Below are 16921 nucleotides of genomic sequence, written 5' to 3' on the forward strand. Positions count from 1 at the left end.
TCCACTTTCTTTTAAACAATACTTAATCACAATCATACGATTTGAAAGGAAATTTATGAGCGCCGCAAAAGACTCTTTTTCTCAAATAGAAGAGCTTTTCGCTGAAAATGCAAAAGGCTTTTTGACATACGAAAAATTAGTAAAATTATTAGACAAAGCTCCGACTGCTACGATAGTAAAAAAGATAGAACAACTAGCAAAAACAAATAAAGTCCAGCTCATCACATCTGCTGAGGCTGCAAAGCTTAGAAATTTAGCCGATGCTAAAAAACGCCAAGAAAATGCTCAAAAAAGTGATCAAGATATCGACGAGGATCTCGATCTTTCAGGCGAAAGTGACCTTTTAGAGTGGTCAAGGTCAGATAGTCCTGTCAGGATGTATCTAAGAGAGATGGGGCAGATCGCGCTTCTTACAAAAGATGAAGAGGTAGAGATTAGCAAAAGGATCGAGCTTGGCGAAGATATTATCATCGACGCATTTTGTTCTGTACCATTTTTGATCGATTTTATACTTGACTATAAAGAGCCACTTATCAACAGAGAACGCCGTGTAAAAGAGCTTTTTAAGAGCTTCGAAGACGAGAGCGAAAACGAAGAAAATGAAGACAGTGAAGACGATATAGACGAGGAAGATGAAGAGAACGAAGAAAACGAAGCTCCTAAAAAATCAGCTAAAAACGATAAACGCGCTGAAAAAGTTATAGAGAGCTTTAAGGCCCTTGAAAAGGCAAAAAAAGAGTGGCTAAAGACTGCAAACAAACAAGATAAAGTTGAGAGCGACGACACAGCTTCAAAGATGACTCTCGCATTTAAAAAGAAAATTTTAAAAGAGAAGCTAATGGACCTTGGCCCAACAAGCAAGTTGATTAGTGAGATCGTAAAATCAATGGAAACAGCTCTAAAAAGCGACGATGAATTTGATAGAGAGCTAAAACGTTTGGAGTATCGCTTGCCAATGTTTAGCGACGAGCTTAAGAAAAATCACAAAAGCATACTAAAAGATATCATTAAGCTTAGTAAAGAAGAGATCGCAGCTCGCGTGCCAGAAGCTACAATGGTCTCAACTTATGTCGAGATCAAAAAGCTATTTACTACAAAAGAGGCGAGCAAGCAAGGCTTTGATCTTGAGCCAACAAGGCTAAAAGAAATTTTAGAGCAGATCAAACGTGGAAAGAAAATTTCTGACGAAGCAAAAGCTAGAATGGCCAAGTCAAACCTCCGTCTAGTTGTAAGTATCGCAAAACGCTATACAAACAGAGGCTTGCCATTTTTAGATCTTATACAAGAGGGCAACATCGGACTTATGAAGGCGGTTGATAAATTTGAATATAGAAAAGGCTATAAATTTTCAACCTACGCCACATGGTGGATCCGACAGGCTATTTCGCGTGCGATCGCCGATCAAGCAAGGACGATTAGGATACCTATCCACATGATAGAGACGATAAATCGTATCAACAAAATAAACCGCAAATACCTCCAAGAAGAGGGAAAAGAGCCTGATGTAAGCGTTATCGCAAAAGAGGTTGGGCTAAGCGTTGATAAGGTAAAACAAGTCATCAAAATAACAAAAGAACCTATCAGCCTCGAAGCTCCAATCGCAAATGAAGAAGACGGTAAATTTGGAGATTTTGTTGAGGATAAAAGCTCACTTTCTCCGATAGAGCAAATTTTAAAAAGTGACCTTAGAGAGCAAATTGACGATGTACTTTCGCAGCTAAATGAGCGTGAAAAAGCAGTCATTTCGATGAGATTTGGCTTGCTTGAAGATGAGAGTGACCGTACACTTGAAGAGATCGGCAAGGCACTAAACGTCACTCGTGAGCGTGTCCGCCAAATAGAAAGCTCAGCTATCAAAAACTAAAACACCCAAAAGTCGGTAGAAAACTTAAAAACTACATTGAGGGCTAAAAGCCCTTTTTTCTTTTGCGTGTTTTCTTTAAAATTTTTCTCTTTAGCTTTCTAAAATTTAAATTTGACAATTTTTAGCAATAAAAATTTTACTAGCAACCTACATTGATTTTATTATTGAAAGGCTGGATTCAGCCCTCATTTAGCCATTAGATCGGCCCAAAATAAAAATACAAAGAACCTAATATTTTTTTAAAGAATAAAATTAGATAAAAAGAATTTACCGGCGCAAGACCGGTAAAAATTTATTCAGCTAGAAGTTTATCTAGTTTTGCAGCCAAACTCGTAGTATCATGAGCTTTAGCTAAGCTCGCAGCATGAAGTCTTAAATTTGCTTGTAAATTTTCTTCCAAGCTCTTTGCGATATCACTACTATCAAGGTTCTCTACACTATTAGCATTTGCCACACTTCTTGCGGCTAGAACATTTATACCTCTAAATACAGCATTTTGTGTTGATCCGATCTCTGAGCGAAGTGAATTTATATTTTTTAAAATTTCACCTGTATTTGAGCCGTCATCTTTGACATTTAAAAGAGCATTTGTGCCCAAATTTATATTTTTTGTACTCTCGCCTGTAAAAAATCCAAGCTCAGCATCAAATACATTTTTGCCGTTAAATTTAGCCTCTTTTACGCTATCATTCATAGCATTTCTTAGTGCGTTGATTTCGCCCTTTATGCCTTTTTGTTCATTTGCTGAAAGAGTAGGATTTGTAAGCTTACTTGAAAGCTCGCCTATTCTATCCGTACTTTTACTTAAATTTAAAAGCGTTGAATCAGCGATTTGAAGCATACCGATCATATCGTTTGCATTTGCCAAACCTTCGTTCAAGACATTTGTTTGTGAAAGCAAACTCTCTGCGATTTGTAAATTTGCACCTGAAGCTTTGATCTCGCTGTTTGCAGAGATAGCATTTAGTGCTTTCTTCTCGCTATTTTTTGCCTGATCTAAATAATAGTTTCCTGAAGCCTGGTTTGCAGTATAAGTTCCTAACTTCATAACAACTCCTTTTTAATAATTCGCTATGGATTCTACTATAAATTCTATAAAAAGTTGCAAAATCTCTATAAAATCCATTTTTCTTTACTCTTCTAGCCTCACTGCAACTGATTTTTTATGAGCAGTTAGCCCCTCAGCTTCAGCTAGCTGGATGCATGATTTGCCAAGATGCATGATACCTTTTCTACTCACCGAAATTATCGAACTTCGCTTCATGAAATTTTCAACTCCAAGCGGTGAATAAAATCTCGCACTTCCGCCAGTTGGCAATGTGTGATTTGGTCCAGCGATATAATCCCCCATCGCTTCAGGCGTAAAGTGTCCAAAAAATATAGCGCCCGCATGAGTCACATCATCAATATAACTTAAAGCATCGTTTGTAGCGATCTCTAGGTGCTCAACAGCAAGCTCATTCATGAGAGCAAAACACTCTTTTAAATCTTTTGCCACTATTATTGCAGCTTTATTTCTTATGCTTGCACTTGCGATTGGCTCACGTTTTAGTGTCTTTAGCTCATCTTCGATGTGTCTTTGTACTGCCCTTGCGAAAGCTTCTACTGGCGTTATCAAAAAGGCACTTGCGATCTCGTCGTGCTCAGCTTGAGAGAGCATATCGATAGCTATGTGGCGAGGATCGGCACTATCATCAGCGATCACGCCTATCTCGCTTGGACCAGCGATCATATCGATATTTACGTCGCCATAAACTAGCTTTTTAGCAGTCGCTACGTAGATATTGCCAGGTCCTGTGATGACATCTACTTTTGGTACCGTTGCAGTTCCGTATGCCATCGCTGCGATCGCGCTTGCACCGCCTATTTTAAAGGCTGTCTTTATGCCACAAAGGTGCATTGCAGCAAGAAGTAAGGTATTTACCTTGCCATTTGGTGCTGGGGTGCAAACTATGATCTCTTTTACGCCGGCTACGATCGCTGGGATCGCATTCATAAGAAGCGAGCTAGGATAAGCCGCTTTGCCACCTGGGATATAAAGGCCTGCACGATCAACCGCTGTGTATTTTGCACCTAGCAAGATGTCATGCTCATCTTTATATGTCCAGTCACTTGGCTTTGTGCGTTCATGATAGCTTTTTATCCTATCGTGAGCTAAATTTAAAGCTACTCTTAGGGCGTTATCTAGCGAATTATAGGCAGCCTCCATCTCTTTAACGTCGATTATTATGTCGTTTTTACTTGTAACGCTAAATTTATCAAATTTTGTTATCTGGGCAAAAAGTGCACTATCACCATCATTTCTTATCTCATCTATTATGCCTGCAACCACTGGCATTACGGCGCTCATATCATTATCACTTCGTTTAACCAGCTGTAAAAATTTACTCTCAAAATCAGCGTCGCTACTATGAAAAAATTTCATCCATGCTCCTTTAATTTTAATTTTCTCTCGTATCTTTGTCTTTGTGTAATGTTACCTAAAATTCCGCCCTGGTGAATGTATAAAATTTGATCCCCAGGCTTATCTAAATTTGCAAAAAGCGTAATAAAGCCAACAGGGTCATAAATAAGGTCAAATTCCACGCCACTTTTGCAAACCTCTAACCAAATTTCATAAAGCTCTGGGTATAAATTCCCAAAATGATACTTCTTTGGGGGATTTAAAATTTGCACTTTGCTATTTTTGTCTAGCTCATAAATTTGCTTTTTTAGATAGTCACCATCCCCTACACAAGGGGCGGTAAAGACTCTAAAATCGGTGTGCTTTGCTAGGTAGCAAGCACTAGTGCCTGTACCAGAAGGCAAGAAAATATCAGGCCTTATACCACTTTTTTTACTCCACTCATTTATCTCGCGTGCTTGTGTGATAAAGCCAAGCTCGGCCTCACTCTGCGCCACACCCTCATTTATAAAGAGCGCATTTTGGCTCTTTGCCAGCTCTTTAGCAAATTTCTCGCGTTCCTCTTTTACAAAAATTTCCATGCCATTTTCAAGTGCAAATTTGAAATTTCCAACCGGATTTTGCTTTAAATTTGAGTTTAGATGAGAGACGATGTAGTAAAATTTAAGCCCCTTTAGCTTGGCAAAAAGACTTAGGCTATACATCGCATTTGACTGGCTTGAGCCGTGAGATACGATGGCTTTGATGCCGCCAAGATCAGCCTTTAGAAAGTACTCCAGCTTTCTTGCTTTGTTACCGTTAAACTTGCCTAGCAGATCATCTCTTAAAAGCCAAAACTCTCGCCCCCTAAGAACAACCTGCTCAATCACCCTTAAACTCCAAAAATTTCTCTATCTCGTTGATAGCCTCTTTGTTTGAGAGTGAAAATTTGATCTCGATACGCCTTGAAGCGTCCTTATCTTCGGCTCCGTCCTTAAAAACTAGCTCGTTGTAGCTTCGACCACTTGCCACGAGCAACTTTCTAAGGCGAACGTCATCACTAAATGAGTTTATAAACTCCATCACCGCGTAAGCTCTTTTTTGCGAAAGCTCTAAATTATAAATATAGCTTCCATCGCTATCTGTAAAGCCTTCGATTATTATCTGATCGATGTTTGAGGCGATCTCTTTATCGTTTAAAAGCACGTCAAAATACTTACTAAGCGTCGCCTTTAGCTCCTCTTTGACCTCTTCTTTTAAGACTGCACTTCCTTTATCAAAAAGTACTGAGGAGCTAAGCTTTAGCGCGCCTGAGTTTGGATCGATCTCGATGCTTGAGCCTAGCCTATCTTTTAAGGCTGAGATCACTTTTACTCTGATACCGGTTAAATTTTTCACTCTGTCACGAGTGACGTTTAGATCTCTTAAAAGCTCGTCATATCTAGCTTCTCTTTGGCTTACTTGCTCAAGCAAAAAGGCAATCTTGGCTAAATTTTTCTCACTGCTTTCGTTTGCGTCACTAAGTGCTCTATCTTTTGATAAAATTTCATCATTTAGCACGATCATCTTTTGATTTAGATCAAAAATACTGGCATTTAGCTCTTTTATGCTCGCATTTGCGTCCTTGTTTTCCTCTATGAGCTGGGCTAGTTTTTCTTTTAGAGCGTCTATTTGGATAACAAAAATTTCATTTGATTTTTTCAAATTTATATTTTCGTCGCTTATCTTTGAAAGCTCGCTTTTAGGGCGTCATTTAGCTCTTCGAGTGTAAAATTTCTGCCCTGGGCGTCTTTTAAATTTGCTAAAGCTGCGATGATAACTTGCTCTTTATTTTCAAGGGTGTTTTGAGTTAGGACGTATTTTACGACGACAGCGCCGATAAGTAGCATAAAAACAAAGAGCAGACCTGCCATCAAGTCCGCGTACGAAACCCAAAAGCTTGATTGATCTTCATTATTTTTGTTTATTTTCATTGCACTAGATTTTCGATTTTTTCTATTACAGAATTCGCTTCTTTATCGATCTCGTCTATGTTCTTCTTAAGCTCAGCGATGAGGCTCTCACGCTCTTTTTCACGCTCCAAGCTCCTGCCCTCTTGCTCATACGCGGCTTTAAATATCGTCGCACTCTCCACGAGCGAGGCTCTAAATTCCTTTAGTGCGTCATTTTGTTCTTTCATGAGCGAGTAAGAAAATTCCCTTAAAACCTTGTCAAAGCTCTTTATGGTCTGCTCAAATTTAAGCTGGCTCTCTTTTGTGGCGTTTAAATTTCTACTAAAAATTTCACCAAGCTTTGCATGCTCAGTTAAAATTTTAACCTCCATATCTTTAAAGGCATTAGAAAATGCGCCAACTGCCTTTAATATATCGGAGTGGATTTTTACAAATTCATCTTGTTTTAGCCCAGATTCATTTAGCATTTTTAAATTTGCGCTAAGCTCTGCCTTGCTTTGATTGATGATATTTTTTTCAACCTCACAAAGCTCTTTTAGGCTGTTAAATTTCTCATTTGTCTGCTCGCTTAGCTCTTTTACAAATTTATCATCAAGCACCATTTTAAAGGCGTCGTGGCTATCTTTAAAGTAGCCTACACTTGCTTTCATAAAATTTGCATTTAGCTCATTTTCCTGCCAGAAAAACTCACGACTTAGTTCTTTTTGCTCGCTGTAAAATTTCTCAAATTTACTAACGCCTATCTTTTCAAAAAACATCCACCAAAGCGCTAAAAATATGCCATAAATCGATACATAAAACGCCGTAGCCACGCCATTTAATAATATAGCGATCTCTTTTTCAAGACCATCTGTAGTATTTGAGCTAAACTCTGGCATGGAGATAGCAATACTGATAAATGTACCCAAAATTCCAAGCATAGGAAAGACTGCTTGGCCGATATTTGCTAGGTTGTCATTTCTAAAATTTCTTGTATAACTCTCGAAAAAATCTTCAAATTTAGCGTTTGCCTTTTTGACGCTTGAAATTTCAAAAAGGTGAGCGATGATAAATTCTTTTAGCCTTATCTTGTAGTTTTTGGCATTTGCTAAAAAATTTGAGTAAGCGACCAAGGCGCTGTGGCGTGAAAATATAAAAGCGACAAAGAGTATAACGCCCATCATTACGATGGTGTGAAGCTTCATCTGAAAATTTATAACGCCAAGATAGGCTAGTATCGCCAAGATGTAGATAGCTAAAGGGATAAAGATAACTTTAAAAAAGACAAAGAAAGAGTGAGCTTGGCGCTCTTTTGGTACGCTTAGCTCACTAAAATCATTTTGATTTTGCATAGGATTAGTTCCTATTTAGGCAGTTTAAGTCGCTAAAAGCAGTCTGAAGACGCTTAACCATGCTCTCCTCGCCACTTCTTAGCCATTTCCTTGGATCGTAGTATTTTTTATTTGGCTTATCATCGCCCTCTGGGTTGCCGATCTGACCTTGTAAGTATGCTCTATTTTTGGCCTCATACTCACGCACGCCGTCCCAGAAAGCCCACTGCGTATCGGTGTCAATGTTCATCTTGATAACGCCGTAGCTCACAGCATTTTTGATATCTTTTAGCTCGCTACCACTACCGCCATGAAATACAAAATTTACTGGCTTGTCGCTTTTTGTATTAAATTTCTTAGCGACATAGGCTTGTGAGTTTTTAAGAATTTCTGGTCTTAGCACGACATTACCCGGTTTATAAACGCCGTGAACGTTGCCAAAACTAGCTGCGATGCTAAATTTATCGCTTATCTTACTTAGTCTTTCATAAGCAAGCGCGACATCTTCTGGCTGAGTGTAAAGAAGCGCGTTATCAACGCTTGTGTTATCTACGCCATCTTCTTCGCCGCCGGTTACGCCTAGCTCGATCTCTAGGCTGATGCCAAGCTCGCTAAGCTCTTTTAGATACTTCTCGCACGTGCTTAAATTTTCATTGAGACTCTCTTCGCTAAGATCAAGCATGTGAGAGCTAAAAAGTGGCACGCCGTGAGTTTTTTTATACTCATGACTTGCTTTTACTAGCTCATCTATCCAAGGCAAAAGCTTTCTAGCAGCATGGTCAGTGTGTAAAATGACTGGTACACCATAAGCCTTGGCTAGCAAATGAACATGCTTTGCTCCAGCGATCGCACCAAGAACGGCTGCGTTTTCGCAGGCTTTACCAGCGTAAAAACCTGCACCGCCATTACTAAACTGAACGATAACAGGCGAGTTAGCAACCTTTGCTGCTTCTAAAACGGCATTAACAGAGTCACTTCCCACGACATTTACAGCAGGTATCGCAAAGCCTTGCTCTTTGGCGTAAGCATAAAGTTTTGTTACATCATCTCCGCTTAAAACTCCAGCATTTACAATATCTAAAACGCCCATTTTATCCTCCAAATTTTATTTGTATTCTATCTTTGCTTTTTGGCGTAGAGCTTCACTTTTTTGTCTAACAGCAGCTTGGAATTTCTCCATTTTTACAGCTTGCTCGATCTCTGGTTTTGCTTGTTCAAAGCTTACAGTGCCAGCAGCTTTGCCATCTTCTTTTAAGATAACATGGTAGCCAAACTGAGTTTTGACTGGCTTAGTTGAAACTGTGCCATTAGCCATCGAAAATGCTGCGTCTGCAAAAGGTTTTACCATTTGGCTTTGACCAAACCAGCCAAGCGCACCACCATGTGCTGCTGAGCCTTTGTCGATTGATTTTTGACTTGCTAGCTCTGCAAATTTCTTAGTTAGCGCCTCACCTTTTAAATTTTTAAGTTGAGCGATGATGTCGTTTGCTGTTTTTTCATCTTCAACTAGGATATGCCTTGCTTTTGCTTGAGCTGGCTCGTTCATACTTGCTTTGTTTTTATTGTAAAAATCTTTTAGTTCGTTATCACTTACTTTTATGCCGTCAAAAAGCTTTCTCATATAAAGCTCAACCGCGATGCCTTCTTGCGCTGCTTTTACAGCTTTGATGTACTCTACATCTTTTTCGATACCGCTTGACTTAGCATCTTTTAAAAGAAGTTTTCTATTTATTAGATCGTCAATTATACGTTTTTTCTCATTTGGTTGAAGCTTGCTAGCGTCAAATCCTGGCATGGCTGCTGATAAAAGGCTTGAAATATCGCTATCGCTTATAGCATCACCATCAACTGTTGCAACTACTGCTGCATTTAGAGTGACAGCTGCAGCTAAACTTAAAACTGCTGGAAACAAAAATTTTTTCATATAAATCCTTTAAAAAATTGATTTTATGGGCAAGATTATATCAAATAAAGCGATAACTTTTCATTTAACTTAAGAAAATAAGGTAAAATACGAAAATGAGAACAAAAAAAGATATTTTAGAGATAAAAAGAAGACTACTAGAAGAGTTTAAAGACGCCAAAAGCGAGCTTAAATTTAGAAATTTATATGAGCTACTTGTCTGTGTCATGCTTTCAGCTCAGTGCACTGATAAAAGAGTAAATTTAATAACTCCAGCTTTATTTGAAGCATATAAAGATGTCTATGAGCTAGCTAGCGCAAATTTAGCGAGTCTAAAACTCATGATAAACTCGTGTAGCTTTTTTAATAACAAGGCGGTAAATTTAATCAAAATGGCAAACAGCGTGGTTGAGCTTTATAACGGAGAAATTCCACTTGATGAAGAGAAGCTAAAAGCTCTTGCTGGAGTTGGGCAAAAGACCGCTCATGTCGTGCTTTTAGAAGCTACAAACGCAAATGTAATGGCTGTTGATACGCATGTTTTTAGAGTATCTCATAGACTTGATCTTAGCCATGCAAAAACGCCAGAAGTCACTGAAGCTGATCTTAGCCATGCCTTTAAAACAGATCTTGGTAAGCTTCATCAAGCCATGGTGCTCTTTGGACGTTATACCTGTAAAGCCAAAAAGCCACTTTGCCATGAGTGTATCTTAAATGATCTTTGTAACAGCAAGGACAAGATTATTTAATTTTTTCAAGCTTTGCTAGAAAATTTTTAGCATCTATAAAGCCGATAGTTCTAAGAAATTTTAGCTCATCGCCACCATTAAATAGCAAGAGTGCAGGTGGATCAATAAGCCCAAAATTTCTTAGCATCTCATCATTTTGTGGTCCACCATTTGTTACATCGATACGAATAAGTGCAAAATTTGCCAAAGCATTCATAACATCACCATCTTTAAAAGTGATCTTTTCTATCTCTTTGCAGCTTACACACCAATCAGCATAAAAATCTACTAGAACGGGCTTGTTTGAGTTTTTTATTATCTCATTTAGTTCATCTAAATTTTTAACGGAATTAAATTTTAACGCACTATCACTTTTTGCCAAATTTAGTCCAGAAAGCGGAGAAAAAGCCTCCTTTGAGCCTAAAAATGAACCAACTATTAGCATAACTGAATATATAAAAACTAGGATAAAAAACGCTTTTTTAAACTTAGTCCAGCTTTGCTCTGCTACTTCAAATGCCCCAAAATAAACTGCCATAAAAACGCCTATAATGCCATATCCTAATAGCTCAAAAAATTCTCCGAGCACACGTGCAAGGATCCAAATCGCCATTATGAGCATCAAAAAACCAAAGAATTTTTTCACTTCATCCATCCAACTACCAGGTTTTGGCAAGAGCTTTCCAGAGCTTAGCCCGATAATAAGTAGCGGCACGCCCATGCCAAGCCCCATGGCAAAAAGCATAATGCCACCATAAAAGACATTTCCACTTTGGGCAATATAAAGAAGCGCACCAGCTAATGGTGCTGCTACGCAAGGTGATACGATGAGAGCTGAGGCAAAACCCATAATAAAAATTCCAACATAGCCTGAACTATTTTGCGATTTTTTACTTATTAAATTTTCAAATTTTGCTGGCAATTTTATATCATAAAATCCAAACATACTAAAGCTTAAAATGATAAAAATGGCTGCAAAAGCGCCAAGCACATAGATATTTTGCAAAGCTCCTGCGATGCCAAAGCCAAGTAGGCTAGCTGCAACTCCAGCTAGTGCGTAAGCCAGGCTCATCGCGACAACATAGATAAATGATAATAAAAAGCCTTTTTTTGCATTTAAATTAGCACCCTTTGAGACGATTATGCTTGAAAGTATCGGTATCATCGGAAAGACGCAAGGTGTTAGTGAAAGCAAGAGACCATAACCAAAAAAAGTAAGAAGTGAGATAAAGAAATTTTTATCTCCAAGCCCATTTGCAATATCTTGCTCGCTAGAAAATTCTTCAGCAAAGCTGTCGGCATCGTTTTTTTGCTCTTTTTTAAAAGTGGCTATGCTAAATTTTCCAGCTTGGTCAGTTATCTCATAAATTTTACTTTGTGGACGGTAGCAAATGCCGTTTTTAGCACAGCCTTGATAGTTAATGTCAAGTATTGCTTTGCCATTTGAAAGATTTTCTTTTACTAAATTTAATGGGATAAAAATCGAAAAATCTTTTGGATAAATTTCATATTCTCCCGTATTTTCACTACTTGGCAAATTTAATAGCTCATTTATCTTTTTGCCAGCTAGCTTAATCTCAAAACTCTCTTTATAAAGATAGATATTTTCACCAAAGTTAAACTTCACTTCAACATTTTGACTATCAACGCTTGGAGTTAAAACAAAGGCTTTGCTAACATCTAAAACCTCGGCAAAAAGCGAGCCTGCAAATAAAATAATCGAAAAAAGAAATTTTAAAAACATACTAATCCTTGCTAAATTAAAAAAGATGATTTTAGTCTAAATTCTTAAATTTATTCTATTTTATTGTAAAATCGTGAAAATATGTGAAATTTTAAAGGAGCAAAGATGTCAAAAGACAAAAAATACCAAAAAAGCGAGAAACTTGGCTACGAGGAAGAGCTTAGACTGCTTCAAATTGAACTTTTAAAATTTCAAAATTACGTAAAAGAAAAAGGCCTTAGAGTACTTATGTTAATGGAAGGGCGCGACGCAGCCGGTAAAGGCGGAACGATAAAACGCTTAACCGAGCATCTAAATCCAAGAGGTTGCCGTATAGTAGCGCTTGCTAAGCCAAGTGATGTCGAAAAAACGCAGTGGTATTTTCAAAGATATGTGACTCATCTACCAAGTGCTGGAGAGATCGTGATCTTTGATAGAAGTTGGTACAATAGAGCTGGCGTTGAGCCAGTGATGGGCTTTTGCACGCAAGAAGAGCATAAAGAATTTTTACGTGAAGTGCCAAAATTTGAAGAGATGATCATAAACTCCGGCATAATTTTCTTTAAAATTTATCTTTCAATCACAAAAGATGAGCAGAAAAAACGCTTCAAAGAGAGACAAAATGATCCGCTAAAGCAGTTTAAAATTTCACCCGTTGATCAAAAAGCGCAAGAACTTTGGGATCAATACTCTATCGCTAAATATTCTATGCTTCTTGCCTCTCACAATAGCATTTCACCATGGGTCATCGTCTCAAGCGATAACAAAAAAGAAGCTAGGCTAAATGTCTTTAAATTTATCCTAAGTCACGTTGAATATCCAAAAAAGATAAATGACTACTTGGAATTTGACAAAAACGTCGTGAGAGACGGAAGCGAAGAGATAAAACGCATAGAAGAAGGGCTAAATAAAGATAAGTTAAAGAGTATCGATTAGAGAATTTTTAACTTCTAGCTGGCGATTTGCTTAGATTTGCTAGCTAAATTTTTAAGCCCACCACATTACTTTTGTCAAAACGACCATTATTAGGCAAAGCACTAGAGCTATTAAATGTGAAAATTTACCAAATGGATCAGGCTTTTTTAAAAGAACGACATTAAAAACAGATACAAAAGTTACAAGGCACATTACGAGTAAAACAAAAATTTTTACAAGCAGTAGCTTTTGAAAGTTGCTTTGCCACCAGCCAAGCTCGCCTCCAAAATAGTCTTTTGCCATATAAGCGCCACTTATTAAAAGCAATAAAAATGCCGTGCCAAAAACCTTTGCACTACCTTTTGTATAGGCTTTTTTAACTATTTCAAGGGTTTTAGCATCAACCGTTTTTTTAGCAAATGGATATATGCAAACATCGAAAAATACGTATCCTATAAATACAATGGCACAGATTAAATGAGTAATCAAAAAAAATAAATACATTTTTCGCCTTTTTGCTTGGCATTATATAAATTTTAACTATTTAAACTGCTTATTTTGAATCAATTTTAAGAATTTATGAAGATAAATTTACAAAAGAGCAAGGCAAGTGCCCTGCTCTAGGAGTTTTACTCGACTTCAGCGTCTATAACGTCGTCGTCTTTTTTATTATTTCCGCCGTTTGCTCCAGCGTTTTCATCCTTTTTATACATAGCTTCTGCTAGTTTGTGGCTAGCTTTGCTTAGGGCTTCTACTTTAGCATCGATTTGCTCTTTTGAAGAATTTTCATCTTTTAAGACCTCTTTTAGATCGTTTAGTGCAGCTTCGATGTTACTTCTATCTTCAGCTGGGACTTTCTCGCCAAGCTCACTCATGCTCTTTTCGGTTTGATGAACTAGTGCGTCAGCTTGGTTTCTAGCTTCAACTGCGTCTTTGCGTTTTTTGTCCTCTTCTTTATGAAGCTCAGCATCTTTTACCATGTTGTTTATCTCTTCTTCGCTTAAGCCGCTTGATCCAGAGATGGTGATATTTTGGGCTTTACCAGTTGCTTTATCTTTTGCTGAAACGGTTAAAATTCCGTTTGCGTCAATGTCAAACTCAACTTCTATTTGAGGAACACCTCTTGGAGCTGCTGGAATGCCTTCGAGGTTGAAATTTCCAAGTGATTTATTATCCCTTGCAAACTCACGCTCGCCTTGTAAAACCATGATGGTAACGGCACTTTGATTATCTTCAGCAGTCGAGAAGACTTGACTTTTCTTAGTTGGTATAGTTGTACCTTTTTCGATGATCTTGGTCATCACACCACCAAGTGTTTCGATACCAAGGCTAAGTGGAGTAACGTCAAGAAGTAGTACATCCTTAACGTCACCTTTTATAACCGCACCTTGTATAGCAGCACCGATAGCTACGACCTCATCTGGATTAACACTCTTATTTAGCTCTTTGCCAAAAGCTTTTTTAACCTCTTCTTGAACAAGTGGCACACGAGTTGAACCACCAACCATTACGACCTCTTTGATGTCGCTTTTATTTAAACCAGCGTCTTTTGTTACCTCGTTTATCTTAGTGATAGTCTCGCCTACAAGTGAGTCGATCATACCTTCAAATTTAGCGCGAGTTAGCTTTTTGACAAGGTGTTTTGGACCAGTCGCGTCAGCTGTGATAAATGGTAAATTTATCTCAGTCTCTTGAGCTGAGCTTAGCTCTTTTTTAGCATTTTCGGCTGCTTCTTTTAAGCGTTGAAGCGCCATGATATCGCCTTTTAGATCGATACCATTTTCGTTTTTAAACTCGCTTACTAGCCAGTCGATTATCTTGTTATCAAAGTCATCGCCGCCCAAGAATGCGTTACCGCCGGTTGCCAAAACTTCGACGATATTATCACCAGTCTCTAGCACTGTAACGTCAAATGTACCACCACCTAGGTCGTAAACTAAAATTTTCTCAGCCTCTTTTTTATCAAGACCATAAGCAAGTGCTGCAGCTGTTGGCTCGTTGATGATGCGAAGTACGTTTAGTCCTGCGATCGTTCCAGCCTCTTTTGTAGCCTTTCTTTGGCTATCGTTAAAGTAAGCTGGCACAGTGATAACCGCGTCTGTCACGCTCTCACCAAGATATGCTTCAGCGTCTTCTTTTAGTTTGATAAGAATTTTTGCTGAAATTTCTTGCGGAGTATAGACCTTACCAGCGATCTCAACCGCGCAAGCGCCGTTTCTATCTACAACGTGATATGGCAAGCGAGCCTTTGCCTCTTCAGCATTTTTTTCATTGCTCATCAAACCCATGATACGTTTGATAGAATATATCGTTTTTTCAGGGTTTGTAACTGCTTGACGTTTTGCAACGTCACCTACTAGAATTTCACCCTTGTCTGTGAAAGCAACAACTGATGGAGTTGTATTTTTACCCTCTTTGTTTGGGATAACTTTGCTCTCGCCACGCTCAAAAACACTCACACAAGAGTTTGTTGTACCTAAGTCTATACCTATAACTTTTGACATATTTTTCCTTTTTATTAGATTTTATTTTTATAAATTTAGTTTGCCACGCTGACCATAGCTGGGCGCAAAACCCTACCATTTATCATATAGCCTTTTTGCAAAGCTTGCACGATTTGACCACTCTGCTTCTCTTCGCTATCGACCCTTAAAACAGCATTATGCACGCTTGGATCAAACTCAGTATCAGTTGGTATCTCACTTACGCCATGCTTTTCAAAGCATTTTTTAAACTGATTTATAGTTATCAAAATACCCTCTTTGATCTTTTTAGCAAATTCATCATCCTCTGGATCAAAATTTGCAGCGATCTCAAGAGCATCGATGGCTGGTAACAAATCCCTAGCAAATTTCTCATTTGCATAGTTTGCAACATCCGTTTTCTCTTTTTCATAACGCTTTTTGATATTTTCAAACTCAGCATTTGCTCTATAATATTTATCAGTTATCTCCCCGAGCTCTTTTTCAAGTTTTTCAACCTTTGAAATATCGCCAAGTGCGTCCAAATTTACACTATCATTAGCTAGTTCTTGCACAGGCTCAACCTCAGGTAGGTTTTGCTCTTTTACCTCTTCGCTCACGCAGCCTCCTTTATTAGATTTATAAATTTCACATAGTCAGTATAAATACTGCCAGCACAGATCATCTGTGCTTCGTTGCCAAGATAGTTTGTACTAAATTTAAGTCCCATAAAATTTTCATCAAACATAGGAGAAAATGTAAGTTTTTCATCCATTTGTAAGCTAAAACTTGGGTCAAAAACCATCTTAAAGCGTCTATCCTTAAACATATCAAAGGCTAAAATTTCATTTTCTTGGAAGTAAATTTTAGTCCTTTTAAGCTCTCTTATTTTGCTTTTTAGTTCGCTTAAACCAACTTGAGAGCAGATAAGCTCAAGCTTGTTTAAACTAACTCCAGCAAGATTACTTAAAAATTTATACATTCTAGCATCAAATTTAATAACGATCTCATCTTCACCAAAATTTAAGATCATATATCTATTATTTAAATTTAAAATTTCTAGCAATTCATTATCGATTGTGCCAAAAATCATACAATAAAGCTCAAATTCATCACATAACTTTTTCAATCCTTCGGCATCATTTATCTCTAAATTTATATCACTTATAGCAAAAATTTCACTCCAATATCTTCTCATCGCAGCGATTGTTGGTATCCGACCGCCACTAATGTGAAGCTTTGTGATCTCACCTTCATCTGAAAGTTTTTTAAAATAAACGCGTATCGTAGAAGCCGGAATAGCCGCGCTCATACGAGAGCCAAGCTCATTTGAACCAATAGGCATATTATCCTGCAAATAAGCCTCAATGATAGAATTTAGTATCAAATCACGTTTATTTGTTTTACTCATTTTTAGCACTCTTTCTTTTTAATTGCTAAGCGGATTATACAACTTTAGTTTGTCAATGTCAAGTATTTAAGTTAAAATAATTTATTTATGTATCTTTAGTCTGTATAACTAAGCTTATTTAATATTAATTGTATAAGCCTTTCCGAAAATAAAATTACAAAAAATAATTAAACAAACTTAAAAGTCTTTTATATTACCTCTATGTTCTAATATTTTTATACGTTTTTACGTATTAATATAATATTTTATAGTATAATATATAATATATTT

At 37.6% G+C, this 16921-nt stretch carries 12 protein-coding genes and 3 pseudogenes; 3 read left to right on the forward strand and 12 right to left on the reverse strand.

The window, feature by feature from the left end; genetic code table 11:
* The first annotated feature begins 55 nt into the window (after window positions 1-55).
* A pseudogene (locus A3835_01430) lies at window positions 56-1911 on the forward strand (RNA polymerase subunit sigma).
* A 245-nt stretch (window positions 1912-2156) separates the two neighbouring features.
* Here the strand turns inward: A3835_01430 and A3835_01435 are convergent.
* The 7 genes and pseudogenes from A3835_01435 to A3835_01465 all read right to left on the reverse strand — a co-directional run bounded on the left by A3835_01435 (window position 2157) and on the right by A3835_01465 (window position 9433).
* A pseudogene (locus tag A3835_01435) lies at window positions 2157-3024 on the reverse strand (flagellin C).
* Complete coding sequence (locus A3835_01440) at window positions 2997-4289, reverse strand: histidinol dehydrogenase (protein ID ORI08979.1); 1293 nt, start codon at window positions 4287-4289, stop codon at window positions 2997-2999. The pseudogene A3835_01435 and the gene A3835_01440 overlap by 28 nt, the downstream one beginning before the upstream one ends.
* Window positions 4286-5137 carry a 1-aminocyclopropane-1-carboxylate deaminase gene (locus A3835_01445; GenBank protein ORI08980.1) on the reverse strand — a complete coding sequence of 284 codons (852 nt, stop codon included), beginning with the start codon at window positions 5135-5137 and terminating at the stop codon, window positions 4286-4288. Before A3835_01445 ends, A3835_01440 begins: the two co-directional genes overlap by 4 nt.
* Window positions 5130-6220: pseudogene (locus A3835_01450) on the reverse strand (chemotaxis protein MotB). Before A3835_01450 ends, A3835_01445 begins: the two are co-directional and overlap by 8 nt.
* Window positions 6217-7530 (reverse strand): transporter, encoded by a 1314-nt coding sequence (locus A3835_01455; GenBank protein ID ORI08981.1) that lies wholly within the window; start codon window positions 7528-7530, stop codon window positions 6217-6219. The pseudogene A3835_01450 and the gene A3835_01455 overlap by 4 nt, the downstream one beginning before the upstream one ends.
* 4 nt (window positions 7531-7534) lie before the next feature.
* Window positions 7535-8599 carry a class II fructose-bisphosphate aldolase gene (locus tag A3835_01460; GenBank protein ORI08982.1) on the reverse strand — a complete coding sequence of 355 codons (1065 nt, stop codon included), beginning with the start codon at window positions 8597-8599 and terminating at the stop codon, window positions 7535-7537.
* A 15-nt stretch (window positions 8600-8614) separates the two neighbouring features.
* On the reverse strand, window positions 8615-9433 hold the full coding sequence (locus A3835_01465; protein ORI08983.1) for a peptidylprolyl isomerase: 819 nt from the start codon (window positions 9431-9433) through the stop codon (window positions 8615-8617).
* Between the two features lie 95 nt (window positions 9434-9528).
* Here A3835_01465 and A3835_01470 point away from each other — a divergent pair, with 95 nt between their 5' ends.
* Entirely contained in the window at window positions 9529-10161 is a 633-nt protein-coding gene (locus A3835_01470; GenBank protein ID ORI08984.1) for an endonuclease III, read from the forward strand.
* Here A3835_01470 and A3835_01475 read toward each other — a convergent pair.
* Window positions 10154-11884: a cytochrome C biogenesis protein gene (locus A3835_01475; protein ORI08985.1), complete on the reverse strand. Its 1731-nt coding sequence runs from the start codon at window positions 11882-11884 to the stop codon at window positions 10154-10156. The genes A3835_01470 and A3835_01475 overlap by 8 nt on opposite strands.
* Before the next feature lie 105 nt (window positions 11885-11989).
* Between A3835_01475 and A3835_01480 the strand changes: the two genes are divergently transcribed.
* Window positions 11990-12799 (forward strand): polyphosphate kinase 2, encoded by an 810-nt coding sequence (locus A3835_01480; GenBank protein ORI08986.1) that lies wholly within the window; start codon window positions 11990-11992, stop codon window positions 12797-12799.
* A 51-nt stretch (window positions 12800-12850) separates the two neighbouring features.
* Here A3835_01480 and A3835_01485 read toward each other — a convergent pair whose 3' ends face one another.
* The 4 genes from A3835_01485 to A3835_01500 all read right to left on the reverse strand — a co-directional run bounded on the left by A3835_01485 (window position 12851) and on the right by A3835_01500 (window position 16651).
* Window positions 12851-13282, reverse strand: a complete 432-nt coding sequence (locus A3835_01485; protein ID ORI08987.1) for a trehalose-6-phosphate synthase — start codon at window positions 13280-13282, stop codon at window positions 12851-12853.
* Window positions 13283-13407: 125 nt separating this feature from the next.
* Window positions 13408-15282, reverse strand: coding sequence for a molecular chaperone DnaK (dnaK, locus tag A3835_01490; protein ID ORI08988.1), 1875 nt, complete (start codon window positions 15280-15282; stop codon window positions 13408-13410).
* 35 nt (window positions 15283-15317) lie between these two features.
* The gene (locus A3835_01495) at window positions 15318-15860 is read right to left on the reverse strand and encodes a nucleotide exchange factor GrpE (protein ORI08989.1); all 543 of its coding nucleotides are present in this window, start codon (window positions 15858-15860) and stop codon (window positions 15318-15320) included.
* Window positions 15857-16651: an HrcA family transcriptional regulator gene (locus A3835_01500; protein ID ORI08990.1), complete on the reverse strand. Its 795-nt coding sequence runs from the start codon at window positions 16649-16651 to the stop codon at window positions 15857-15859. Before A3835_01500 ends, A3835_01495 begins: the two co-directional genes overlap by 4 nt.
* Window positions 16652-16921 lie beyond the last annotated feature (270 nt).

Source organism: Campylobacter concisus (genome assembly GCA_002092835.1).
Taxonomy (GTDB): Bacteria; Campylobacterota; Campylobacteria; order Campylobacterales; family Campylobacteraceae; genus Campylobacter_A; species Campylobacter_A concisus_K.

What these genes read in the sequence shown, in the direction of transcription:
- A3835_01460 (ORI08982.1), bottom strand. Translation starts at nt 8,599, where the DNA reads ATGGGCGTTTTAGATATTGTAAATGCTGGAGTTTTAAGCGGAGATGAT.
- A3835_01475 (ORI08985.1), bottom strand. Translation starts at nt 11,884, where the DNA reads ATGTTTTTAAAATTTCTTTTTTCGATTATTTTATTTGCAGGCTCGCTT.
- A3835_01485 (ORI08987.1), bottom strand. Translation starts at nt 13,282, where the DNA reads ATGTATTTATTTTTTTTGATTACTCATTTAATCTGTGCCATTGTATTT.
- A3835_01470 (ORI08984.1), top strand. Translation starts at nt 9,529, where the DNA reads ATGAGAACAAAAAAAGATATTTTAGAGATAAAAAGAAGACTACTAGAA.
- A3835_01500 (ORI08990.1), bottom strand. Translation starts at nt 16,651, where the DNA reads ATGAGTAAAACAAATAAACGTGATTTGATACTAAATTCTATCATTGAG.
- A3835_01480 (ORI08986.1), top strand. Translation starts at nt 11,990, where the DNA reads ATGTCAAAAGACAAAAAATACCAAAAAAGCGAGAAACTTGGCTACGAG.
- A3835_01455 (ORI08981.1), bottom strand. Translation starts at nt 7,530, where the DNA reads ATGCAAAATCAAAATGATTTTAGTGAGCTAAGCGTACCAAAAGAGCGC.
- dnaK (ORI08988.1), bottom strand. Translation starts at nt 15,282, where the DNA reads ATGTCAAAAGTTATAGGTATAGACTTAGGTACAACAAACTCTTGTGTG.
- A3835_01440 (ORI08979.1), bottom strand. Translation starts at nt 4,289, where the DNA reads ATGAAATTTTTTCATAGTAGCGACGCTGATTTTGAGAGTAAATTTTTA.
- A3835_01465 (ORI08983.1), bottom strand. Translation starts at nt 9,433, where the DNA reads ATGAAAAAATTTTTGTTTCCAGCAGTTTTAAGTTTAGCTGCAGCTGTC.